Origin of the sequence: Leptotrichia sp. oral taxon 847, from assembly GCF_001553645.1 — a bacterium.
GTDB lineage: Bacteria > Fusobacteriota > Fusobacteriia > Fusobacteriales > Leptotrichiaceae > Leptotrichia.
The window spans coordinates 932,689-953,147 of sequence record NZ_CP014231.1 but is presented as its reverse complement, the minus strand read 5'-3'; the positions used below and the strand labels follow the sequence as shown (position 1 = coordinate 953,147).

Sequence of the window (20,459 nt, the reverse complement as noted above, 5' to 3'; positions counted from 1 at the left end):
AGGCTCCTTTGACACATATTTAACAATCCATAATCCGTATAGAAAAATATTTAATAATAGAAGTAGGACAAAACTTAATATTAAGGTTATTATAAAACGACGTATTAGTTTTAGTATGCTTTTCATATCATTTTCCCTCCACAATTAGTTTGTAGCCTAATCCTTTCATTGTTATTAATGACACAGGATGGGAAGGGTTAATTTCAATTTTTTCTCTAATGCGTCTTATATGTGTCATCAGTGAATTTGTATAGACATAGGCATTTTCGCCCCATACAGCTTCACACAATGTATCTATGGTTACAATATGTCCTGCGTTTCGATAAAGAGTCTGTAATAATTCATATTCCTTTGCAGTTAACGGTATAATTTTATTATCTTTTATAATTTCTCCACGAGAAAAATCAATTTGACAGCCATTTAAATTTACAATTGGACTTTCTTTTTTGTAAGTTCGTCGCAAAATTGCTGTAATTCTAAACAAAAGCTCTTTTGGCAAAAAAGGCTTTACAATGTAGTCATCCGCCCCTAATCCAAAGCCCTTGAATTTATCCTCATCTTCTCCACGTGCTGTAAGAAATAATACTGGATAATTACTGGCTTTTCTCAACTTTTCCAGTAATTCAAAACCGTTCCCATCTGGAAGCATAACATCCAGTATCGCTAAATCAGGCTGTTTTTCTTCAACGTATTTCATAGTTTCCTTCACGCTTTTTGCAGTCTGTATATTTTTATACCCGTAATCAGCTAAAATTGATATAGTCATATCTAAAATTTCCTGCTCATCATCAACAATTAAAATACATTTATTTGTCAAATATTTTTCAATCATTTCAACTCTCCTTCCGTTGATGCTTAAAATTATATAATTTATTATACCATATAAATTAATTTTAATTTTTTATTTTTCAAAAAAGTAAGGTAAATGTAAAGTAGAGAGAATGTTATCGTAAGGTTGATGTGGTAATATATGAGTGTAGGAAAGGAAGGGAATATAAAATAAATATAAAAAAAATTAATAGATGAGAGGAAGATTATTATGAAAATGGAACTAATAAAAAAATTAAGCGATGATGTTTTTGCAGATAAAAAACAACATTTAATGGCTAGCAGAATAGCATTAATTATGAGCGCAGTACCTATTTTAAGTCAAATTATGTCAATATTTAAGGTAAATTATGTAATAGCACATATGTTTGGTGCAGTAAATGCCTTGTGTATTCTATGTTCTTTCGTGTTGTCTGTTTTATGCATAAAAAATCAAAAAAATCGTAATTTTATGAATGTTTGTTCAATAATAATAAGTGGATTTTTTATGCTTGTTGCTGCAGTGTTGATGGTTATAGGTTTAATTTATACTATTGCTTATGTAGTAAAACACTAGAAGAATTAGGAATTTCTGTATAATATTGTTTCAAATATTTGAATTTCGTATTAGTATTATAAGTGAAAAATGAAAATTTATATATTGATTTGGAATAACAAAATTAATTGTGAAATACAGAAATAAATAAAAAAACTTATTAAATTTATTCAGATAAAGGGAGAATTAAACTTCTCCTTTTTTTACCTTTAAAATATTTTACTTTATGGATTATAAAAATAACAATTTATTTTTTAGATAATATATGGTATAATTATTGACAACTGGAAGATATTTAAAAAATTTTATGAGAAAGGAGGCTAGTATTCCTGGGTATAGGAAAATATTTAATATAGTTAAAAATTAAATAAAAAATATTAACTATATTTGTGAGAAAATTTTAAGAAATAATTACGAGGTGAGATTTATGAAAAAAATATTGTTTTTGATGTCAATGATGGCACTATTTGTAATGAGCTGCGGTTCTAAAAAGGCGGATTCAAACGTTATAAAAATCGGAGTTATTGCGCCACTTACAGGAAATGTCGCTCAATACGGAGTGGCAACAGTAAATGGATTTAAATTAAAAGTTAAGGAAATCAATGCCGCTGGCGGAATTAATGGGAAAAAAATAGAAATTGTTGAAGCTGACAGTAAAGGAGATACACAAGAAGCTATAAACATTTTCAAAAAAATGGTTTCGCAAGATAAAATTGATGTTTTAATGGGAGAAGTTATTTCAAAACCTTCATTAGCTATTGCGCCACTTGCTGAACAAGCTAAAATCCCTATGATAACAGCTACAGGAACAGCTTTTGATATTACAAAAGATAAAGACTTTGTATTTAGAACAACTTATACAGATCCCTATCAGGGTGAAGCTGTTGCAAAATATGCAAAATCAAAAGGATTTAATACTGTAACCATTTTGACTAATTCTACAAGTGATTATTCAGTGGGACTAGCTGACGCATTTAAAGCACAGGCTCAAAAATTAGGAATTCAAATTAAAGAAGAAAAATATACTGCTGATGACAAAGATTTCAAAGCAGTTTTAACAAAAGTAAAAGGTTATAATTCAAGTATGATTTTTATACCGGACTACTATAATACAATAGGTTTAATTTTAACTCAAGCGAAAGATCTTGGAATAACTTCTCAATTTATGGGAGGAGACGGTTGGGATGGAATCCAGACCAACTTTGGAAAAGTCGCAAATGGAGCTATTTTTGCCAGTCAGTTCGCTTCAGATGACAGTTCTGAAATAGCTAAAAAATTTATAAATTCGTATAAAACTGAATATAAACTAGATCCAATTATGTTTGCAGCACTTGGATATGACACAGGTACTATTTTAGAAACTTCACTAAAATCTGTAAAAGATTTATCTTCAAAAGAAGCGATTAGAGATGCAATCAAAAACTTTAGTGGAGATAATTTATTGACAGGTTCGTTGAAATATGATAAAAACAGAAATCCAGAAAAAAAAGTTACATTTATTGAAGTAAAAGATGGAAAACTTTCTTTAAAAGAAAAATTTTAAGTTAGAAAATTTATAAAAATAATTTTTTGAAGTTCAATGGTACTAGGATTTTCTTAATACCATTTTGAACTTTTTTAATTTATAAATTAAAAAAATTGTAATCGAATTAGTTATAATTAAAGGAGTTTAAAATGTTAAAAAATTTAATTGAGCAGACAATTAACGGTCTCCAGACAGGGAGTATCTACGCTTTAATCGCTCTTGGATACACGATGGTTTATGGAATTGTAAAACTTATAAACTTTGCGCATGGAGATATACTTATGATAGGAGCGTATTTGACTTTTATTGCAGTATCAAGCGGTATGCCGTTAATAGTTGCGATACTTTTGTCAATCATTTTTTGTGCTATTTTAGGCGTTGTAATCGATTTTTTTGCGTACAGACCACTTAGAAACGCACCTAAAATTTCAGCACTTATAACAGCAATCGGAATGAGCTTTTTATTAGAGAGTGTCGCACTTATCATTTTTGGAGCTACACCAAAAGTAATTGATCAGAAATATATTCCTGGATTTTTATCAGATAGTAAAAAATTAAATTTGGGATTTGTTGAAATCAGTATGTTAACTATCTTTGTCATCGTTGTAACCATAATTTGCATGGTTGCGCTAAATTTATTTATCAAAAAGACAAAATTGGGAAAAGCAACCAGAGCGGTATCTCAAGATACAGGAGCAGCACAACTTATGGGAATAAATGTAAATAAAACAATAGCTATTACATTTGCAATCGGTTCTGGGCTAGGTGCACTAGGTGGAGCGCTTTATGCCATTGTCTATCCACAAATTGAGCCATATATGGGAATGCTTCCAGGATTAAAAGCATTTATTGCGGCTGTATTTGGTGGAATAGGAAGTATTCCTGGAGCTATGGTTGGAGGATATGTACTAGGACTTTTGGAAGCGTATGTAAAAGGTTCTTTTCTTACAACTTGGGCAAATCCAATAGTCTTTGGAATTTTGATTTTGATACTTATTTTTAAACCAAATGGATTATTTGGAAAAAATATGAAAGAAAAAGTTTAATTACAGGGAAAGGAGGACAAAGATGGAAAATAAGGAAAAGGAAAAGAAACCTTTAGACAAAGGAACTGCTTTGCAAAAAAATAAAGTTGAAAAGAAAAACAAAGAACAAAGACAGTCAAAATGGGGTAATTTGAATTATTTTAATAAATTTAAGTTGAAAAATTATGTAGTAACAGTTATTTCAATTATTTTACTTTATGTAGTTTTAAGTTTGACAATTGATCCAAATGATATTTTTAGCTACACTCGTGGAATTTATATAACTATTTTAATTTTTGTATTATTTTCTGTAAGTCTTAATGTGACTGTTGGAATTATGGGACAGCTTAATTTAGGACAAGCTGGATTTATCGCAATTGGTGGATATTCAGCGGCTTATATTTCAAAAATATTAGTAAATTATCATTTACCTGCAACATTGCATCTTCTTATAGTTTCACTATTTGGCGGAATTATTGCAGCAATATTCGGATTTTTAGTTGGAGCTAGTACACTTCGTTTGAGAGGAGATTATCTTGCTATCATTACTCTTGCGTTTGGAGAAATTGTAAAATATATTATTCAAAATTTGGATTTTCTTGGAGGAGCGACAGGATTTAGTGGAATTCCTCAAGGACTTATAACATTTTCAAATGTGTATTTTATTGTTGTAATTTCGATTATTATTGTTGTTATGGCGATGACTTCAAGAAAAGGTAGAGAAGTTATGTCAATTAGAGAAGATGAAATTGCGGCAGAAAATATTGGTATTAAATTAAATCGTGTAAAACTTTATGGATTTGCTTTTTCAGCATTTTTTGCGGGAGTAGGAGGTTCATTATTTGCTCATAATGTCGGAATTTTAGCGCCAGATAAATTTGGATTTTTATTTTCAATAGAAATTTTGGTTATGGTTGTTTTGGGTGGACTTGGAAGTATAACTGGAGCAGTTATCGCAGCAGTTATTTTAACTGTGTTAAGTGAATTTTTAAGAGATTTTTCACAATTTAGATATTTAATTTATTCGATAATTCTTATTATGTTAATGATTTTCAGACCAAAAGGAATTTTTGGAACAAAAGAATTTACTTTCCATGAAACGAAACAACGGATTAAAGAGATTAGAAACTCAAAAAAATAAAGAAATTAGGAGATAGATATGTCATTACTTAAAACGACTGATTTAGGAATATCTTTTGGTGGTTTAAGAGCTGTAGACGATGTTAATATCGAGATAAAAGAAGGTGAGTTAATAGGGCTGATTGGACCTAACGGAGCTGGGAAAACAACAATATTTAACTTACTTACAGGTGTTTATAAACCGACTGACGGAGATATTTCCATAAATGGAACAAGCATTAATAAAAAAACAACTCCACAAATAGTTGCATTGGGAATAGCAAGAACGTTCCAGAATATTAGATTATTTAAAAATTTGACGGTGTTGGACAATGTAAAAATGGCACTTAACAGCAGTATGAAATATAACACTTTTGAAGCTATACTAAGACTCCCAAGATTTTGGAGGGAAGAAAAAGAAGTTACAGATAAAGCGCTGGATTTATTGGATATTTTTGATATGGCACAGATGGCTAATATCATTTCGGGAAATTTATCATATGGACAGCAAAGAAAATTGGAAATAGCTAGAGCGCTAGCTACAAATCCAAAATTGCTTTTATTAGATGAACCTGCTGCGGGAATGAATCCGAATGAGACAAAGGAATTGATGAAAACAATAAGTTTTATCAGAGATAAATTTAAAATTTCAATTTTACTTATTGAGCACGATATGGATTTAGTTATGGGAATTTGTGAGAGACTTTATGTACTAAATTTTGGAAAAATAATAGCTTCAGGAATTCCAAGTGAAATACAGTCAAATAAAGAAGTTATCGCAGCGTATCTGGGAGAATAAAGAAAGGAGGAGAAAATTGGTAAATATTTTAGAAGTCAATGATTTGAATGTCTATTACGGTGTAATTCACGCCATAAAAAGTATTTCATTTCATATAAAAAGAGGAGAAGTCGTTTCTTTGATTGGAGCAAATGGAGCAGGGAAAACATCAACTTTACATGCAATTTCGGGATTAGTTCCAATAAAATCTGGAGAAATCTCATTAAATGGAGAAAATACGACAAATACTGTAGCTCATAAACTTGTAAATAAAGGCATGGCTCATGTTCCAGAAGGAAGAAGAATTTTTACAGAACTAACAGTTTTAGAAAATTTGGAAATGGGAGCTTTTATTAGAAATGATCAAGCTGGAATAAAAAAAGATATGGAGCATATGTTTTCATTATTCCCTAGATTAGCAGAGCGAAAAAAACAACTTGCAGGGACTATGAGTGGAGGAGAACAGCAAATGCTTGCAATGGCAAGAGCGCTTATGTCAAATCCGTCGTTACTTTTGTTAGATGAACCATCAATGGGACTTGCTCCTCTGTTAGTTCAGGAAATTTTTGAAATAATAAAAAAAATAAATAAAGAGGACAATGTAACAATTTTATTAGTTGAGCAAAATGCAAATATGGCTCTGTCAATCGCTGACAGAGGTTACGTTTTGGAAACAGGAAGCATAATTTTAGAAGGGACAGGAAAAGAGCTTTTAACAAATTCGGAAATAAAAAGAGCATATCTAGGGGGATAATTTCCTCCTTTTTTTTTACTTTTTTTTAAAATTATCGATGCGCAAAAATATTTAGATGAGCGTGAGTTCTCTTAAAATCTAATTTACTGAGAAAAATTAACAAAGAAAAACATTTAAGTGTAAATAAAAACTTTTAGTTTAAGTTTTTTATTCAACCCACGAAGTTACTAAAATAATTTCTTTTTTTTAAGCAGAAGTGCTCATCGCCGCACCCCTGCACCCCGGCTAGTCTTCGTCATTTTTATGCACTGCCAAAAAACTCGCACTGATTGTGCTCAGACAGTTTTGTCAGCACATAAAAATGCTCCGACGGTTTAAATTTTACTATTATACAAAAGGTGTCGTGATTTTTTTGGAGTAAAGACGACTGTCTGAGCACGTTTAGTGCGAGTTTCGGCTTTGCTTCAAAAAAATGCTTAGACGAGCGTGGGGATATAAGGGGAAATGGCGGTCCTTTCCCCTTATGTAAAAAGATAAAAAACTATATTTAGCAAAATAACATTTTGTAAACAAAAATAAATTAAAAAATATTGAAATTAAAAATTATCTGTAAATATTTTACTCCGATGGTTTAAATTTCACAAGTTGACAATTAAATATATTTTTGTTAAAATAATTAGGTAAAAAATAAAAAAATGTAGGATAGTAGGTGTAATTTGCACTTTTGCAAATTTTGGAAGTAAAGTAGAGATAAAAATTATAAAATGTAGTTATTTGGTAGGAAAATATGTGTATTTCACATAATTTTAGTAGTTGTTGGCTTTTAATAAATTTTTTTTAAAATTGATAATTTATAAATTTTAACAATATTTAGCAAGAATTCTCCTTCTTCTATAAGTGGGAGATGAATTGCAGAATATAGCTTGAAATAACAGCTCTTATATGGTATAATATTCATAGTCAGGGCAGGGACTGCCCAAAGAGCTTGGTAAATATATTTGGCTAGCAAAAGCAGATACTTCCCAAGAAGCTCCCTCTTCTACAAGTGGGAGTAGTTCACTGTATAATATTAAGTGCGATTTACAAACTCTCCTATCAAAGAGAGTTTTTTTGTTATAAATAAATAAAAAATAAATGGAGGAAAATCTATGATTATAAAAGTAGATGCAAATGTTTCACAAGAAAATATGGAAAAATTGTTGAAAAGAGTGGAAGAGCTTAATTTAAAGCCACATTTGTCATATGGAAGCGAATATACAATAGTTGGGTTAGTTGGGGATACGAGTGTTGTAGATGTAAACAGAGTTTTGTCAATTGATGGTGTACTGGATGTGCAAAGAGTGCAGGAACCGTATAAAAGAGCAAGTAGAAAATTTCATCCAAAAGACACGATTGTAAAAGTTGGAAATGTTGAAATTGGAGGAAATAATCTTGTGATGATGGCAGGACCTTGTTCAGTTGAAAATGAAGAACAAATTTTAACGACCGCAAGAATAGTAAAAAAATATGGGGCAATAATGCTAAGAGGAGGAGTCGTTAAGCCAAGAACATCACCGTATTCATTTCAAGGTCTAGGAATGGCAGGAATAGAACTTATGAAAAAAGCAAAAGAGGAAACAGGGCTTCCAATAATCTGTGAAGTGATGTCAATTTCTCAACTTTACGAGTTTGGACCACATCTTGATATGATTCAATTGGGGGCAAGAAATATGCAAAACTTTGATCTTTTAAAAGAAGTGGGAAAAACAAATATTCCAGTGCTTTTGAAAAGAGGACTGAGTGCAACTATTGAGGAATGGCTGATGTCAGCAGAGTACATTTTGGCTGGTGGAAATGAAAATGTAGTTCTTTGTGAAAGAGGGATAAGAACTTACGAGACCGCATATAGAAATGTGTTGGATTTAAACGCAGTGCCAATGATAAAAAAATTGACACATTTACCGATAATAGTGGATTCAGCTCATTCGACTGGAAAATACTGGATGGTTGAGCCACTAGGAATGGCGGGAATTGCAGCGGGAGCAGACGGACTTATGGTGGAAGTTCATCCAGAGCCGGATAAAGCGTTGTCAGATGGACCACAATCGTTAAAAGAAGAAGTATTTGAGCATTTGATGGTAAATGTGGAAAAAATTGCAAATGTACTGGGAAAAACTTTTAAGTAGGATTTGAAAAGATTTTTTTAGGTAAAAATTGAACATTTGTGGGATGATGTAAAAGAAAAAATAAAACAAGAATTGATAGATTTGATTTAAAGTAAAAAGGAAGTGAATTTATGATTATAAAAATAGACGGAAGTATTGATAAGAGTGTGTTAGATAGATTGATAAAAAGACTGGAAACAGAAAATAACGTTAAAGTAAAACCGATTATTGGAGCGGAATATTCAATTTTGGGATTGGTAGGAGATATTAGTACCATTGATATTAAACACATTCAGTCTTTGGAATATGTAATTGATGTGCAAAGAGTGCAAGAACCGTACAAAAGGGCAAGTAGAAAATTTCATCCAAAAGACACGATTGTAAAAGTGGGAGATGTTGGAATTGGAGGAAATAATCTTGTGATGATGGCAGGACCTTGTTCAGTTGAAAATGAAAAACAAATTTTAACGACCGCAAGAATAGTAAAAAAATATGGGGCAACAATGCTAAGAGGAGGAGTCGTTAAGCCAAGAACATCACCGTATTCATTTCAAGGTCTGGGAATGGAAGGAATAGAGCTTATGAAAAAAGCAAAAGAGGAAACAGGGCTTCCAATAATCTGTGAAGTGATGTCAATTTCTCAACTTTACGAGTTTGGACCACATCTTGATATGATTCAATTGGGAGCAAGAAATATGCAAAACTTTGATCTTCTAAAGGAAGTGGGAAAAACAAATATTCCAGTGCTTTTGAAAAGAGGACTGAGTGCAACTATTGAGGAATGGCTGATGTCGGCAGAGTACATTTTGGCTGGCGGAAATGAAAATGTAGTTCTTTGTGAAAGAGGGATAAGAACTTACGAGACCGCATATAGAAATGTGCTAGATTTAAACGCAGTGCCAATGATAAAAAAATTGACACATTTACCGATAATAGTGGATTCAGCACATTCGACTGGAAAATACTGGATGGTTGAGCCGCTAGGAATGGCGGGAATTGCAGCGGGAGCAGACGGACTTATGGTGGAAGTTCATCCAGAGCCGGATAAAGCGTTGTCAGATGGACCACAATCGTTAAAAGAAGAAGTATTTGAGCACTTGATGATAAATGTGGAAAAAATTGCAAATGTTTTAGGAAAAACTTTCAAAATAAAATAATTTTATAAATATGATGAATGGAGATGAATGATTATGATTATAACAACTACGAATAAGGTTCAAGATAAAAAAATATTGGAGTATAAAGGAATTGTTTTTGGTGAAGTTATAACAGGAGTTAATTTTTTAAAAGATTTAGGAGCGGGACTTAGAAACTTTTTCGGGGGGCGATCCCAAGGGTATGAAAAAGAATTGTCTTCGGCTAGAACAGAAGCTTTGGAGGAAATGAAAGAAAGAGCGAAAAAAATAGGAGCGAGTGCTATTGTTGGAGTAAAAATGGATTATGAAGTGTTAGGTGCGGATAATGGAATGCTTATGGTTACTTGCAGTGGTACTGCCGTTGTGATAGAAGAGTAAAATGGTGAAATGAGATAGATATGATAAAAAATAATTTAAAAAATATAGAAGATTTAACGGTAACAGTAGTTGGACTTGGAGTAATTGGTGGGGGAGTTGCTCAAGGCTTAAAAAATATTGGCGTAAAAACTATCTATGGAATTGATATTGACGAGAAAACTTTGAAAAAAGCTAAAGAGAAAAATATTATAACCAAAGGATTTGTAAAGACAAAAGAGCCATTGCAAAAATCGGATTTTGTCGTAATCACACTTTATCCGAATATTGTCAAATCATTTTTTGTAAATAATATTGAAAATTTTAAAGATGGCGCAATTATTACTGATGTTATTGGGATTAAAGGAAAAATAATTGAAGAAATAGATCCGATTATTGAAAAAAGTGAAAAAAATATTGATTTTATATTTGGTCATCCAATGGCAGGTCGTGAAAAACGCGGGATTGACTTTGCAGACAGCAGAGTGTTTGAAGGTGCAAATTATATTCTTATAAAAGACGAAAAAAATAAAAAAGAAAATTTGGATTTATTGAGCAAAATAATAAAAAAAATGGGCTTTAAAAGTGTAAGTTTTTTAACAGCTAAAGAACATGACGAAATAATCGCTTTTACAAGTCAGCTTACTCACGCAATAGCAGTTTCACTAGTAAATAGCGACAATCAAAAATATGATACAAATAAATTTATTGGAGATTCATATAGGGATTTGACAAGAATTGCCAAAATTAACGAAGATTTGTGGTCGGAACTATTTTTGGGAAACAAGGAAAATTTATTGAAAATGATACAGCAATTTGAAGATGAATTGGATATAATAAAAGATGCTTTGAAAAATGACGATATTGGAACATTAAAAGAACAGTTTATAATTTCTGCTAGAAGAAGAGAAAAAATAGATTAAAAAATATAAAAAGAATAAAAAATACAGTGGTATTTTTACAAAAAAATTTTTGTAATCAAAGTTTTACTTTTGACTTATAATAATATTTAGGAGAAAATTTTATGAAAAAATTAAATGTGGGCTTAGGAAAAAATTCTTATGATATTTTAATTGGAGAAAATTATGCGAAAGATTTTCCAAAATATATAAAAGAAATTTATAGTGGGGAAAAATTATTTGTCATAACTGACTCGAATGTGAACGAAATTTACAAAAATATTTATGAAAAAATGTTTAATGGATTTGATTACACGGTTTATGTACTAAAAGCTGGAGAAAAAAATAAACATATTGGAATTATGCCGGAAATTTATTCAGCAATGGTAGAAGCTGGTGTTAAAAGAAAAGACCTGGTTGTAGCTTTTGGTGGTGGTGTTGTTGGAGATATTGCTGGGTTTGCAGCAGCTTCATTTTTGAGAGGAGTTAATTTTATTCAGATTCCTACAACAATAGTTTCACAGGTTGACAGCAGTGTCGGCGGAAAAGTTGGAGTTGATTTACCAGAAGGGAAAAATCTTGTTGGGGCGTTTTATCAGCCAAAACTTGTTTTAATTGATAATTATTTTTTAAATACATTAACAGATAGATATTTTTACGATGGATTTGGGGAAATTGTAAAATATGGGTGCATTTATGACAAGAAATTTTTTGACAGACTTGTGGAAATAGTGGAAACAGTAGAAATTTCCTATGATGATAAAAATTATAAGAAGAAATTGCGAGAGCACCTGATGAAATATGTGAATGAGCTTGTTTACCGCTCTTGTGAAATAAAAAAAGAAGTTGTGGAAAAGGACGAAAAAGAGCAAAATCTGAGAATGATTTTAAATTTTGGACACACTATAGGGCATGCGATAGAGCAGTTTACGAATTATGAAAAATATTCTCACGGAGAAGCGATTTCTGCTGGGATGGTGGATATTACGAAAATTGGAGAGAAAAAAGGGTTTACTAAAGAAGGGGAAGCTGTGAAAATTGCGAAATTGCTTAAAGCGTTGAATTTGCCGACTGAAATTGAGTATCCAAAAAATGAAATTTCTGAAATTATGAAAAGAGATAAGAAAAGTACGAGTGATGGGATTAATTTTGTAATTTTGAAAGAGATTGGGGAAGTTGAGATTATGAAGATTGGGGCGGAAAAGATTTTTGAGTAAGTGTTTGAAATTGTAAAAAATGGAAGTGATTAAGTGAGAAAACTGAAAAGGTCAGACAGTGTCTGACCTATTTGAAATAGTGAAGGAGTGAAAAAATATGTTACAGGAAAATTTTAAAAAAGTGGAAAAGGCGAACTGGTTAAAAATAATTTTTAATTCGGTAAAATTTTTAATTTCTTTGCTGGTATTAAATATATGAGTAGTTTTATTATTTACAGTTGAAATTAGCAGAAATTTTTATGTTTCCACTGTTATAATTTTTATAGTTTTATTAATTATATTGGGTATAGTAGATTTCTTTGTGTTTTCATATTATAAAAAGAAATATCCAAATATTTATTTTTATGATGATGGTTTTAGCGTAGGAAAAAATGAAAAAAATTATTATAAAAATTTGCAATATTTTCTTTCGAAGGAAGTATATATGGTGGGAAATACATTTACAGCCATTTTTTTCAAATCTAACGAAGGAAAGTGGGAAAAAATCAATGCAGGGGGGTATAAAAAAGATGCTTTTGATTTATTTCAGGAAGATTTTGTAAAACAGAATTATCCAAGTGCATTAGAAAAGATTGAAAATGGGGGAAGTGAGGAGTTTCTATTTAGAAAATCACATAAATTAAGTTTCAGTCTTTTCTCAGACAAGAAGCAAATTGAGAATTTTGATAATTTAAAGAAAATAAAAGTTTCGAAAGAAAATATTACATTTGATGATGAAATATATAACTGGGAAGAATATATAATTGGTGTAGCAGATGGAGTGATATTTGTAAAGGATTTAAATAATAATATTATTTTAGCTTTTGGAAATGAAATGGAGATTTTCTGTGAAAATCTGTTAGTCTTTTTAATAAAAGAGCTGAATAAAAATTAGATGAAAGGGATTATTTATGAAGAGATATTTAAATGGAATTTTATTTGCAGGGTTAAGTTCTATTGTTGCAACTATGATTTGCTTAGGATTTTCGATGATTTTTTTAGGATATAAAATAATTTCTATAATTATATTTTTTATAGTTTTTTTTGGCTGGATATTTGGAATAAAAATTAAAAAGACAGAGACAGAAAGAAAAAATATTGTCAAACCTATGCGTCAAAGTAAATTTGGAGCAAATGCTAAAAATGAAAATTTACTAAATCCAAAATATGAGGCTTTGCCAATGAGGGATATTACAAAAGGAATTCCTGTAATTACAATTTTTTCCATGATTGCAGTATACTTTGTTGATGTAGTTTTGGTAGTTTATTATTTGAAAAAAGAGCAAAAATTACCATTTTTAGAAGGTTTATCTTATTCGTGGATGGGAGTCTTTAAAATAAGTAGTGAAATATATAAAGATTGGGTTTGGATAATTTTAGTTGCGATTATATCTATAGTTGCTTTTATAAAAGCTGAGAAAAAGAAACAGATGAGTAAGGAGAATTAAGAGGGAAATTAGATTTTATATAGTTTATTCAAAAAATGGAATTCGTCAGACAGTGTCTGATGAATTTATTATTGACTTTAGTCAGTTGAGTACGCAAAGCGTGCGAAACATAAAACCACCTGCTATGCGGGTGCGGAAACGTAAGTTTGCAACAAAATACACCTTCCGTTATAATAGAGTTGTTCAAGCTACTATTAATGAAAGGAAGGTGTTTATATGGCTAATAAAACTAATAGCCTGTCTCATACTAAATGGATGTGTAAGTATCATATAGTATTTACACCTAAGTATAGACGAAAAATTGTATATAGTCAATACAGAAAAAGTGTGGGAGAAATTTTAAGAAGATTATGTGAATATAAAGGAGTTGAAATAATAGAAGGACATCTGATGAAAGATCACGTGCATATGCTGGTAAGCATACCACCAAAAATAAGTGTATCAAGTTTTATGGGATATCTGAAAGGGAAAAGTGCATTGATGATGTTTGATAAGCATGCAAACTTAAAATATAAATTTGGAAACAGACATTTCTGGTCAGAAGGATATTATGTAAGCACAGTAGGCTTAAATGAAGCAACAATAAAAAAATATATAGCCGAACAGGAGAAACATGATATAGCGATGGACAAATTAAGTGTAAAGGAATATGAAGACCCTTTTAAGGGTAGCAAGTAGTACGGATACCTCTTTAAGAGGTAGCAACGAGTCAAATACAACAGTAGCTTGAACGAAGGTCAAGTATCGTCTTTAGGCGAAGTAGGAGACCCGACGGCTTATAGCCGTAGAGCAAGCCACCCTTTTGAAGGGTGGTCTTGACTTGGGATTAAAAAAGAATAAAATGGAGGACTAATATGAGTGATGCTATAAAAGATGAAGTTTTTGGAGAAATAAAAAATTTTGAAACTGAAGTTGAGTGGCTTGGGAGAAAAATAAGTGTGAGTTTTGATGGTGGAATTGGGCATAATTGGAGTGAAGAGAAAAAAGTAGAAGAAGTTAAAGGGGCAATTGAACAATTTAAAATTATGTATCTCAATCAAAAAGAATGGGATGAGAGAATAAGAGATAGAATTGTGGAAGATTTGCGTTGGTTAGCGGAAGATTGGTTTTCTTCGGTCGATGAGGAAGATGTGGATGGAATGATAGAAATACTTGAAAAAAATTCAAATTCTAAATTTACGGAAAAAGAAAAGGAAGAGTTAAAAGAACAAAAAGTTTCAAAAGAAGTTTTTAAAAATGGAATTTATTTAGAAAGTTTGAACATAACTTCTGACGGAGATTTTACGGTGTATTTTTATGATGATGAAGTATTTTTTGCAGGGCATTGGATTGATTTAACGGGGAATGTTAGCGGGGAATTTAGCAGTGAAGCGGATATTGTAGGATAAATTTTTAGTTTTAAATATTTTTAGATTGTATAATAATTAAGAAAAAGTTAATTTATGTAAAAAACTCATAATTAATACCAAAATATAAAATGGAGAAAATTATGTCAAAAAAAATAAAAAAAACGACTATTCAGGAAATAAAAGATGAGTACGAAGTATTAAATAAATATTATGAAATTTATAAAATATTAGAAGAGAATAAAGAATTTTTAGAAATAAAAATTAATGAAGATTATCAATTAAATGAAAATACTATTCAAGAAATAGAAAGAATAATAGAAATTAATGAGAAAGAAAGAGAAAAATTTTATGAAAATTTTCGTGATGGCGGAGTAGAAAAACAAATTGACGATTTCTGTAATGATCACACTCTTCAACAATTAAAAGATAAAAATAATTTTTTGAAAAATAATATAAACGAATATTTAAAAAAAATGGTTTCAGAGATTGAAGAAGGTAATTTAATAGATAAATTTATATATGAAGAAATTGAAATTAAAGAAGATAATTATATTGAATTCCAAAAAAAATATAAGAAAAAAATGAATAAAATAGATGTCTTTGTAAAATTGAGTGAAAAAATATATGATATAATAGATAAAAGAGAAGATAATGAAAGTGCTAAGGAATATGCTGAAAAATTTGGATGGATATTAGGTTTAGATAATGTATTTAGTTTATTTAGTGAAGAATTAATAAAAATAAGAGAAAATTTATTAGAAGAATATTTGGTAAAAATGAGAAAGGAATATGAAATTTTAGAAGAAACTTCTAAAAAGTCTTATGAAAGTCTAGAACAAAGATATAAAGGTTTTGATGAAAAAATATCAAATAAATACAGGGAATTGGAGGAAAAAACAGAAAAAATAATCGAAAAGTATGAGAATTTAGAAGAAAATTACAAAAATTTTAATCAAAAAACATTAGAAATAATGGGAATATTTTTGATGATTTTTTCTTTGTTTGGTATAGGTACAACAAGTATATTACATATACAGGACAATATAGTTTCTAAAATTTTAATGATTACAGGAATTATTATTTTAGGAATGAGTGTGTTATTTTACTTTATAAAAAATAGTTTTAAATATATAGCAATACCTTTTTGGATAGGAATAGTTGCTATTATAGTTGGAGTGACATGTTTTTCTTTTAAACTTTAAAACAATAAAAGAAAATTGTGTGAAAAAAGGATAAATCAATTAAAAAGACAATATAAGTAAAAAATAAAAGAAAGGAAAAAATTTATGAAAATAAAAATAAAACCAAGCACCTTAAACGGTACAATAGAAATCCCACCATCAAAAAGTTATTCGCATAGAGCGGTGATTGCAGCGGCATTAGCTGAAGGTGGGAAGAAGTCAAAAATTGATAATTTAAAGTTTTCAGTAGACATTACAACAACAACGGATATTATGGAAAACTGGGGAGCAGAAATAGAGCGTTTTGAAAATGCTCTTGAAATTATCGGAAATGGCGGAAAAGTTGTTCCAAAGGATAAGTATGTGCAATGCAATGAGTCGGGATCTACAATCAGGTTTTTGATACCGATTGGAATTACGAATGAAAATGAGCTGATTTTCGATGGAAAGGGGAAGCTGGTGGACAGACCGCTTGACTCGTATTATAGGATTTTTGATAAACAGGGCATTTTTTATAAAAATGAGAATGGGAAATTGCCACTTACAGTGAATGGAAAATTGAAGGCGGGAAATTTTGAAATTGACGGGAATATAAGTTCACAATTTATTACAGGACTTTTGCATGCTTTGCCACTCTTGGATGGGGATTCAAAGTTGACTATTAATAAAAATCTGGAGTCAAAGGGATATATTGATTTGACATTGGAAATATTGAAACTGGCAGGAATTGAGATTGTGAACAATGACTATAAGAGTTTCGATATAAAGGGAAATCAGATTTATAAGCCGTTTGATTATACTGTTGAGGGAGATTATTCGCAAGTGGCGTTCTGGATTGTGGCTGGAATAATTTCTGCAAACAAGGATAATGAAGTGAAATGCCTGCATGTGAATAAGAACTCGCTGCAAGGCGACAGGGAAATAATAGAAATTGTTGAAAGAATGGGTGCAAATATTGAAATTTTCGATGATTATGTAATTGTAAAGCCTTCTAAAACTAAAGGAACAGTAATCGATATTTCGCAATGTCCTGATATTGCACCGATTTTGACGGTATTAGGGGCCTTGAGTGAAGGGGAAACTAGGATTATTAATGGAGAAAGACTTAGAATAAAGGAGTCGGATAGAATAACTTCGATAAAGACGGAATTGAATAAACTTGGAGCGAATGTGACTGAAGAAGGGGACAATTTAATTATTCAAGGTGTAGAAGGATTTGCAGGCGGAGTTACAGTAAATGCTTGGAATGATCATAGAATTGCAATGTCGCTTGCAATCGCTTCAACAAGATGCGAAAAGGAAATAATTCTGGAAGAGGCTGAAAGTGTCAGAAAATCTTATCCTCATTTCTGGGATGATTTTGTGAAAATGGGTGGAGAAATAGAGAAAGATTGTTAAAAAGATTTTCTAGAAAGATAAAGATTATTTGTAATAGAAAAATAAGTTAAAAATGGTAAAATTTAAAATGAAATTTTTTAAAATAGAAATAGAGAATTAATTGAATATGCGAATGTAAAATTTAATTAAAACTGTTAGGAAAGGGAATTTATATGAATAAATTATTTTTGACATCATATTTAGCAGGAACAAAAAATTTAGTGAAAGAATTTTTAAAAGATGTACCAGAAAAAGAAATTACGTTTGTTCCTACTGCCTCAAACACTGAAGATTATAAAGGATATGTAGACGAAGCTAAGCAGGCATTTTTGGAATTGGGATTTTCAATAAATATTTTAGATATTTCAAAAACAGAAAAACAAAAAATAGAAAATATATTGAAGGATACAAAAATTTTGTATGTATCAGGTGGAAATACATTTTATCTATTGCAGGAACTAAAACGTAAAAAAATTTTAGATGCTATTAAAGACAAAATTTCAAATGGAATGTTTTATATAGGAGAATCGGCTGGAGCGATTATTACTTCTAAAAATATAGAATACAATCAGATAATGGATAATAAGGAAATTGCTCCTGATTTAGATAATTATGAAGCAATGAATATTACAGGTTTTTATATTTTGCCACATAATAATGAATTTCCGTTTGTCGAAAGTACAAAAGAAACTATAAAAATTTATGAAAATAAATTAAATTTGCTTCCAATAAGCAATAGTGAGGCAGTTTTGGTAAATGGAAAAGATTTTGTTGTAAAAAATGATAACAAGTAAAAATAAACGTTAGTGTGGAAAAAGTATTGTGAGAAGTGGAGAAAAATTTATGAAATTAAATTGTAAAAAGAAACTATATTTTGGACTGATGGTCTTATTTTTATCAGGAATGACATTTAGTACTATTTCTGTTGCAAAAACTGTGAATAAAAGTAAAATATCAAAATCAATTTTAGCTGATAATGCAATTGTTAATGTTAAATCTTATGGATTTGTAGATTTGGAAGGTGCGAAAACTTCGGCGATTATTGTTGAGTATAATCAGAATATTAAGTCAGATTCTGTGGATAAAAATGATTATGAGATTACAGATTATGCGATTTATAGCGAGAAAAAAGATGGCTTTGAGAAAACTGTGGAAATTGATAGAGATGGTACGAAAGGGAATGAAGGACAAATCACAAAAGTTTATGTTAACGATAAGCCAGAAATTTCTAAAAATGGTGGCACTAAAGAAGGAAAATATGTAATAATTGAAGTGAATACAGATTATATGCTTGCTGGACAAAATTTATCCTATACAAGTACAATGATGGTTGGTGTGAAACAAATTGGAGAAGTTGCTGGGAAAAATGGGAAAATTGCTGCTGGAACTAGAGAAATCTCAAATTATACTTTGGAAGATAAACAGCAAACTAGACCAACAGGTGAAACAGTTAAGCAGAGTATTATTACAGCAGATAAAAATAAAATTATCTTGCCAGAATTTGACAAAAATAGTGGTTGGAAAATAAACTATATTGGAAATGGAGGATTTAAGGCAACTAAGGCATATAGTGAATATGCTGGGAAATATGAGAATTTTGAGTTACCTTATGCAATTTATATTCCAAATAAAGAAGTTTTAGAAAAGAATAAAGGAAATATCTCGGTTGTACTTCATATGGAACACGCAGGAGCAAATGATACTGATCCAATGGCTTCGCTGACTTCTACAAAAGCGGCTGCAAAAATGGCAAGTAAAGAACTTCAAGAGAAACATCCAGCAATAATCATTGTTCCACAAGTTGAAGAAAATCGTCGTTCTACTAATGATGTTGTTTCTTCGAGTGAAGAAAATCCAGCAATTTGGGAACTTTTGGATTCTGTTTTGAAGGAATATAAAGGATATATTAATGAAAGCCGTATTTATGGGACTGGGCAATCTATGGGAGGAATGCTTCTTTTAGATATGGCGGCACAAAGAGATAATTTTTTTGCGGGAGTGGCAATTTTAGGCTCTCAATGGTCTAATAATTATAATAAAGATTTTCAAAATAATGGTGCGCCAGCTCGTTCACCACAAAATGATTCGATTAGTTTTAATGGATTTGGACTTGATAAAAAGAATTATCAAAATTGGTATTATATGATTTCTGATGATAATATATTGGTTCATACAGCTTCAAATGATTTGATGGCAACAAGTTTGTGGAAAACGATTCAGGAATATTTTAAGGCTGCAGGAGTTGAAATTGCTCATGACGAATGGGATCCTTATCTTTCTGTTGAAGAGCAAAATAAAATTGATAAAAAAATGACAACCCATGATAATACAAAACCAGGTACTGGAATTAACTGGGGAGAATTTAGCAAGGGGTCACATATGTCAACTTGGAAATATGGGTATCAAATAGATTATCCTTTTGAGTGGCTATTTGAGCAAAGACGGGAAACTGCTCAAGCTCGTGGAAAAGTGGAACAGTTAAAAAATAAATGGCTTGGTCGTGATAAAAATGGAAATATTAAAAAAGGATCTGGGACTGCTGAATTGAACACAGCTCAATATACTCCTAATGGAAAAAGTGATATTTACACAGAAGATTGGAAACCTTATATTATTGTGAGTAAATTGATAAGTGATATTCCGAACGCTGAAAAAATAGTATTGAATAAGAGAACTGGCGAAAAATATACGAAAAAATCATATGTGGAAATGGTTCGTAAATTATATAATTTACTTTCAAAAGAAGAAAAAACAAAAGTTAAAAATTATAAAGATTTAGTAAAGGCTGAAAAATAGAGTTTTCAATCTTAAAAGTTGCAAATAAAGATTGATATTATTAAAAATGGATATAAAGTTAAAAATTAAATTTTT

The 20,459-nt window shown here is 30.4% G+C and carries 20 protein-coding genes; 19 read left to right on the top strand and 1 reads right to left on the bottom strand.

Translation table 11 applies throughout. The annotated features are described in order from the left end of the window. Positions 1 to 127: 127 nt before the first annotated feature. The gene (locus AXF11_RS04365) at positions 128 to 832 is read right to left on the bottom strand and encodes a response regulator transcription factor (protein WP_068155292.1); all 705 of its coding nucleotides are present in this window, start codon (positions 830 to 832) and stop codon (positions 128 to 130) included. Between the two features lie 207 nt (positions 833 to 1,039). Between AXF11_RS04365 and AXF11_RS04360 the strand changes: the two genes are divergently transcribed. The 19 genes from AXF11_RS04360 (at position 1,040) to AXF11_RS04265 (ending at position 20,384) form a co-directional block, all read left to right on the top strand. Further along, complete coding sequence (locus AXF11_RS04360) at positions 1,040 to 1,384, top strand: hypothetical protein (RefSeq protein WP_068155290.1); 345 nt, start codon at positions 1,040 to 1,042, stop codon at positions 1,382 to 1,384. A 406-nt stretch (positions 1,385 to 1,790) separates the two neighbouring features. After that, a complete protein-coding gene (locus tag AXF11_RS04355; RefSeq protein ID WP_068155288.1) occupies positions 1,791 to 2,906 on the top strand; it encodes an ABC transporter substrate-binding protein in 1,116 nt (371 codons plus the stop codon). A gap of 131 nt (positions 2,907 to 3,037) precedes the next feature. Further along, positions 3,038 to 3,934, top strand: coding sequence for a branched-chain amino acid ABC transporter permease (locus AXF11_RS04350; protein WP_068155284.1), 897 nt, complete (start codon positions 3,038 to 3,040; stop codon positions 3,932 to 3,934). A 22-nt stretch (positions 3,935 to 3,956) separates the two neighbouring features. After that, complete coding sequence (locus AXF11_RS04345) at positions 3,957 to 5,054, top strand: branched-chain amino acid ABC transporter permease (RefSeq protein WP_082729380.1); 1,098 nt, start codon at positions 3,957 to 3,959, stop codon at positions 5,052 to 5,054. An 18-nt stretch (positions 5,055 to 5,072) separates the two neighbouring features. Then, on the top strand, positions 5,073 to 5,831 hold the full coding sequence (locus tag AXF11_RS04340) for an ABC transporter ATP-binding protein (RefSeq protein ID WP_068155281.1): 759 nt from the start codon (positions 5,073 to 5,075) through the stop codon (positions 5,829 to 5,831). Positions 5,832 to 5,847: 16 nt separating this feature from the next. Next, positions 5,848 to 6,564 carry an ABC transporter ATP-binding protein gene (locus tag AXF11_RS04335; protein WP_197416846.1) on the top strand — a complete coding sequence of 239 codons (717 nt, stop codon included), beginning with the start codon at positions 5,848 to 5,850 and terminating at the stop codon, positions 6,562 to 6,564. A 1,088-nt stretch (positions 6,565 to 7,652) separates the two neighbouring features. After that, positions 7,653 to 8,669 (top strand): 3-deoxy-7-phosphoheptulonate synthase, encoded by a 1,017-nt coding sequence (aroF, locus tag AXF11_RS04325; RefSeq protein ID WP_068155276.1) that lies wholly within the window; start codon positions 7,653 to 7,655, stop codon positions 8,667 to 8,669. A 110-nt stretch (positions 8,670 to 8,779) separates the two neighbouring features. After that, on the top strand, positions 8,780 to 9,805 hold the full coding sequence (gene aroF, locus AXF11_RS04320) for a 3-deoxy-7-phosphoheptulonate synthase (RefSeq protein ID WP_068155274.1): 1,026 nt from the start codon (positions 8,780 to 8,782) through the stop codon (positions 9,803 to 9,805). 33 nt (positions 9,806 to 9,838) lie between these two features. Next, on the top strand, positions 9,839 to 10,162 hold the full coding sequence (locus AXF11_RS04315) for a putative heavy metal-binding protein (protein ID WP_068155272.1): 324 nt from the start codon (positions 9,839 to 9,841) through the stop codon (positions 10,160 to 10,162). A gap of 20 nt (positions 10,163 to 10,182) precedes the next feature. Next, positions 10,183 to 11,061, top strand: a complete 879-nt coding sequence (locus AXF11_RS04310) for a prephenate dehydrogenase (RefSeq protein ID WP_068155270.1) — start codon at positions 10,183 to 10,185, stop codon at positions 11,059 to 11,061. Between the two features lie 101 nt (positions 11,062 to 11,162). Next, the gene (aroB, locus tag AXF11_RS04305) at positions 11,163 to 12,254 is read left to right on the top strand and encodes a 3-dehydroquinate synthase (protein ID WP_068155268.1); all 1,092 of its coding nucleotides are present in this window, start codon (positions 11,163 to 11,165) and stop codon (positions 12,252 to 12,254) included. 301 nt (positions 12,255 to 12,555) lie between these two features. Then, positions 12,556 to 13,128: a hypothetical protein gene (locus AXF11_RS04300; RefSeq protein ID WP_068155266.1), complete on the top strand. Its 573-nt coding sequence runs from the start codon at positions 12,556 to 12,558 to the stop codon at positions 13,126 to 13,128. Positions 13,129 to 13,144: 16 nt separating this feature from the next. Further along, the gene (locus AXF11_RS04295; protein WP_068155265.1) at positions 13,145 to 13,681 is read left to right on the top strand and encodes a hypothetical protein; all 537 of its coding nucleotides are present in this window, start codon (positions 13,145 to 13,147) and stop codon (positions 13,679 to 13,681) included. Positions 13,682 to 13,897: 216 nt separating this feature from the next. Then, the gene (tnpA, locus tag AXF11_RS04290; protein WP_068154106.1) at positions 13,898 to 14,359 is read left to right on the top strand and encodes an IS200/IS605 family transposase; all 462 of its coding nucleotides are present in this window, start codon (positions 13,898 to 13,900) and stop codon (positions 14,357 to 14,359) included. 176 nt (positions 14,360 to 14,535) lie between these two features. Further along, a complete protein-coding gene (locus tag AXF11_RS04285) occupies positions 14,536 to 15,069 on the top strand; it encodes a DUF2262 domain-containing protein (RefSeq protein ID WP_068155264.1) in 534 nt (177 codons plus the stop codon). Positions 15,070 to 15,170: 101 nt separating this feature from the next. Then, on the top strand, positions 15,171 to 16,232 hold the full coding sequence (locus AXF11_RS04280) for a Bax inhibitor-1/YccA family protein (protein WP_068155261.1): 1,062 nt from the start codon (positions 15,171 to 15,173) through the stop codon (positions 16,230 to 16,232). Between the two features lie 84 nt (positions 16,233 to 16,316). Beyond that, entirely contained in the window at positions 16,317 to 17,609 is a 1,293-nt protein-coding gene (aroA, locus tag AXF11_RS04275; RefSeq protein ID WP_068155257.1) for a 3-phosphoshikimate 1-carboxyvinyltransferase, read from the top strand. A 152-nt stretch (positions 17,610 to 17,761) separates the two neighbouring features. Next, positions 17,762 to 18,382: a Type 1 glutamine amidotransferase-like domain-containing protein gene (locus AXF11_RS04270; protein WP_068155254.1), complete on the top strand. Its 621-nt coding sequence runs from the start codon at positions 17,762 to 17,764 to the stop codon at positions 18,380 to 18,382. Positions 18,383 to 18,431: 49 nt separating this feature from the next. Further along, on the top strand, positions 18,432 to 20,384 hold the full coding sequence (locus AXF11_RS04265; RefSeq protein ID WP_068155252.1) for a peptidase: 1,953 nt from the start codon (positions 18,432 to 18,434) through the stop codon (positions 20,382 to 20,384). Positions 20,385 to 20,459: the final 75 nt, after the last annotated feature.

Bases quoted from the DNA above. Each gene is read 5' to 3' on its own strand.
- AXF11_RS04340 (WP_068155281.1), top strand. From the start codon at position 5,073: ATGTCATTACTTAAAACGACTGATTTAGGAATATCTTTTGGTGGTTTA.
- AXF11_RS04345 (WP_082729380.1), top strand. From the start codon at position 3,957: ATGGAAAATAAGGAAAAGGAAAAGAAACCTTTAGACAAAGGAACTGCT.
- AXF11_RS04280 (WP_068155261.1), top strand. From the start codon at position 15,171: ATGTCAAAAAAAATAAAAAAAACGACTATTCAGGAAATAAAAGATGAG.
- AXF11_RS04365 (WP_068155292.1), bottom strand. From the start codon at position 832: ATGATTGAAAAATATTTGACAAATAAATGTATTTTAATTGTTGATGAT.
- aroB (WP_068155268.1), top strand. From the start codon at position 11,163: ATGAAAAAATTAAATGTGGGCTTAGGAAAAAATTCTTATGATATTTTA.
- aroF (WP_068155274.1), top strand. From the start codon at position 8,780: ATGATTATAAAAATAGACGGAAGTATTGATAAGAGTGTGTTAGATAGA.
- AXF11_RS04310 (WP_068155270.1), top strand. From the start codon at position 10,183: ATGATAAAAAATAATTTAAAAAATATAGAAGATTTAACGGTAACAGTA.
- AXF11_RS04295 (WP_068155265.1), top strand. From the start codon at position 13,145: ATGAAGAGATATTTAAATGGAATTTTATTTGCAGGGTTAAGTTCTATT.
- aroA (WP_068155257.1), top strand. From the start codon at position 16,317: ATGAAAATAAAAATAAAACCAAGCACCTTAAACGGTACAATAGAAATC.
- AXF11_RS04270 (WP_068155254.1), top strand. From the start codon at position 17,762: ATGAATAAATTATTTTTGACATCATATTTAGCAGGAACAAAAAATTTA.
- AXF11_RS04360 (WP_068155290.1), top strand. From the start codon at position 1,040: ATGAAAATGGAACTAATAAAAAAATTAAGCGATGATGTTTTTGCAGAT.
- aroF (WP_068155276.1), top strand. From the start codon at position 7,653: ATGATTATAAAAGTAGATGCAAATGTTTCACAAGAAAATATGGAAAAA.
- tnpA (WP_068154106.1), top strand. From the start codon at position 13,898: ATGGCTAATAAAACTAATAGCCTGTCTCATACTAAATGGATGTGTAAG.
- AXF11_RS04315 (WP_068155272.1), top strand. From the start codon at position 9,839: ATGATTATAACAACTACGAATAAGGTTCAAGATAAAAAAATATTGGAG.
- AXF11_RS04265 (WP_068155252.1), top strand. From the start codon at position 18,432: ATGAAATTAAATTGTAAAAAGAAACTATATTTTGGACTGATGGTCTTA.
- AXF11_RS04350 (WP_068155284.1), top strand. From the start codon at position 3,038: ATGTTAAAAAATTTAATTGAGCAGACAATTAACGGTCTCCAGACAGGG.
- AXF11_RS04285 (WP_068155264.1), top strand. From the start codon at position 14,536: ATGAGTGATGCTATAAAAGATGAAGTTTTTGGAGAAATAAAAAATTTT.
- AXF11_RS04355 (WP_068155288.1), top strand. From the start codon at position 1,791: ATGAAAAAAATATTGTTTTTGATGTCAATGATGGCACTATTTGTAATG.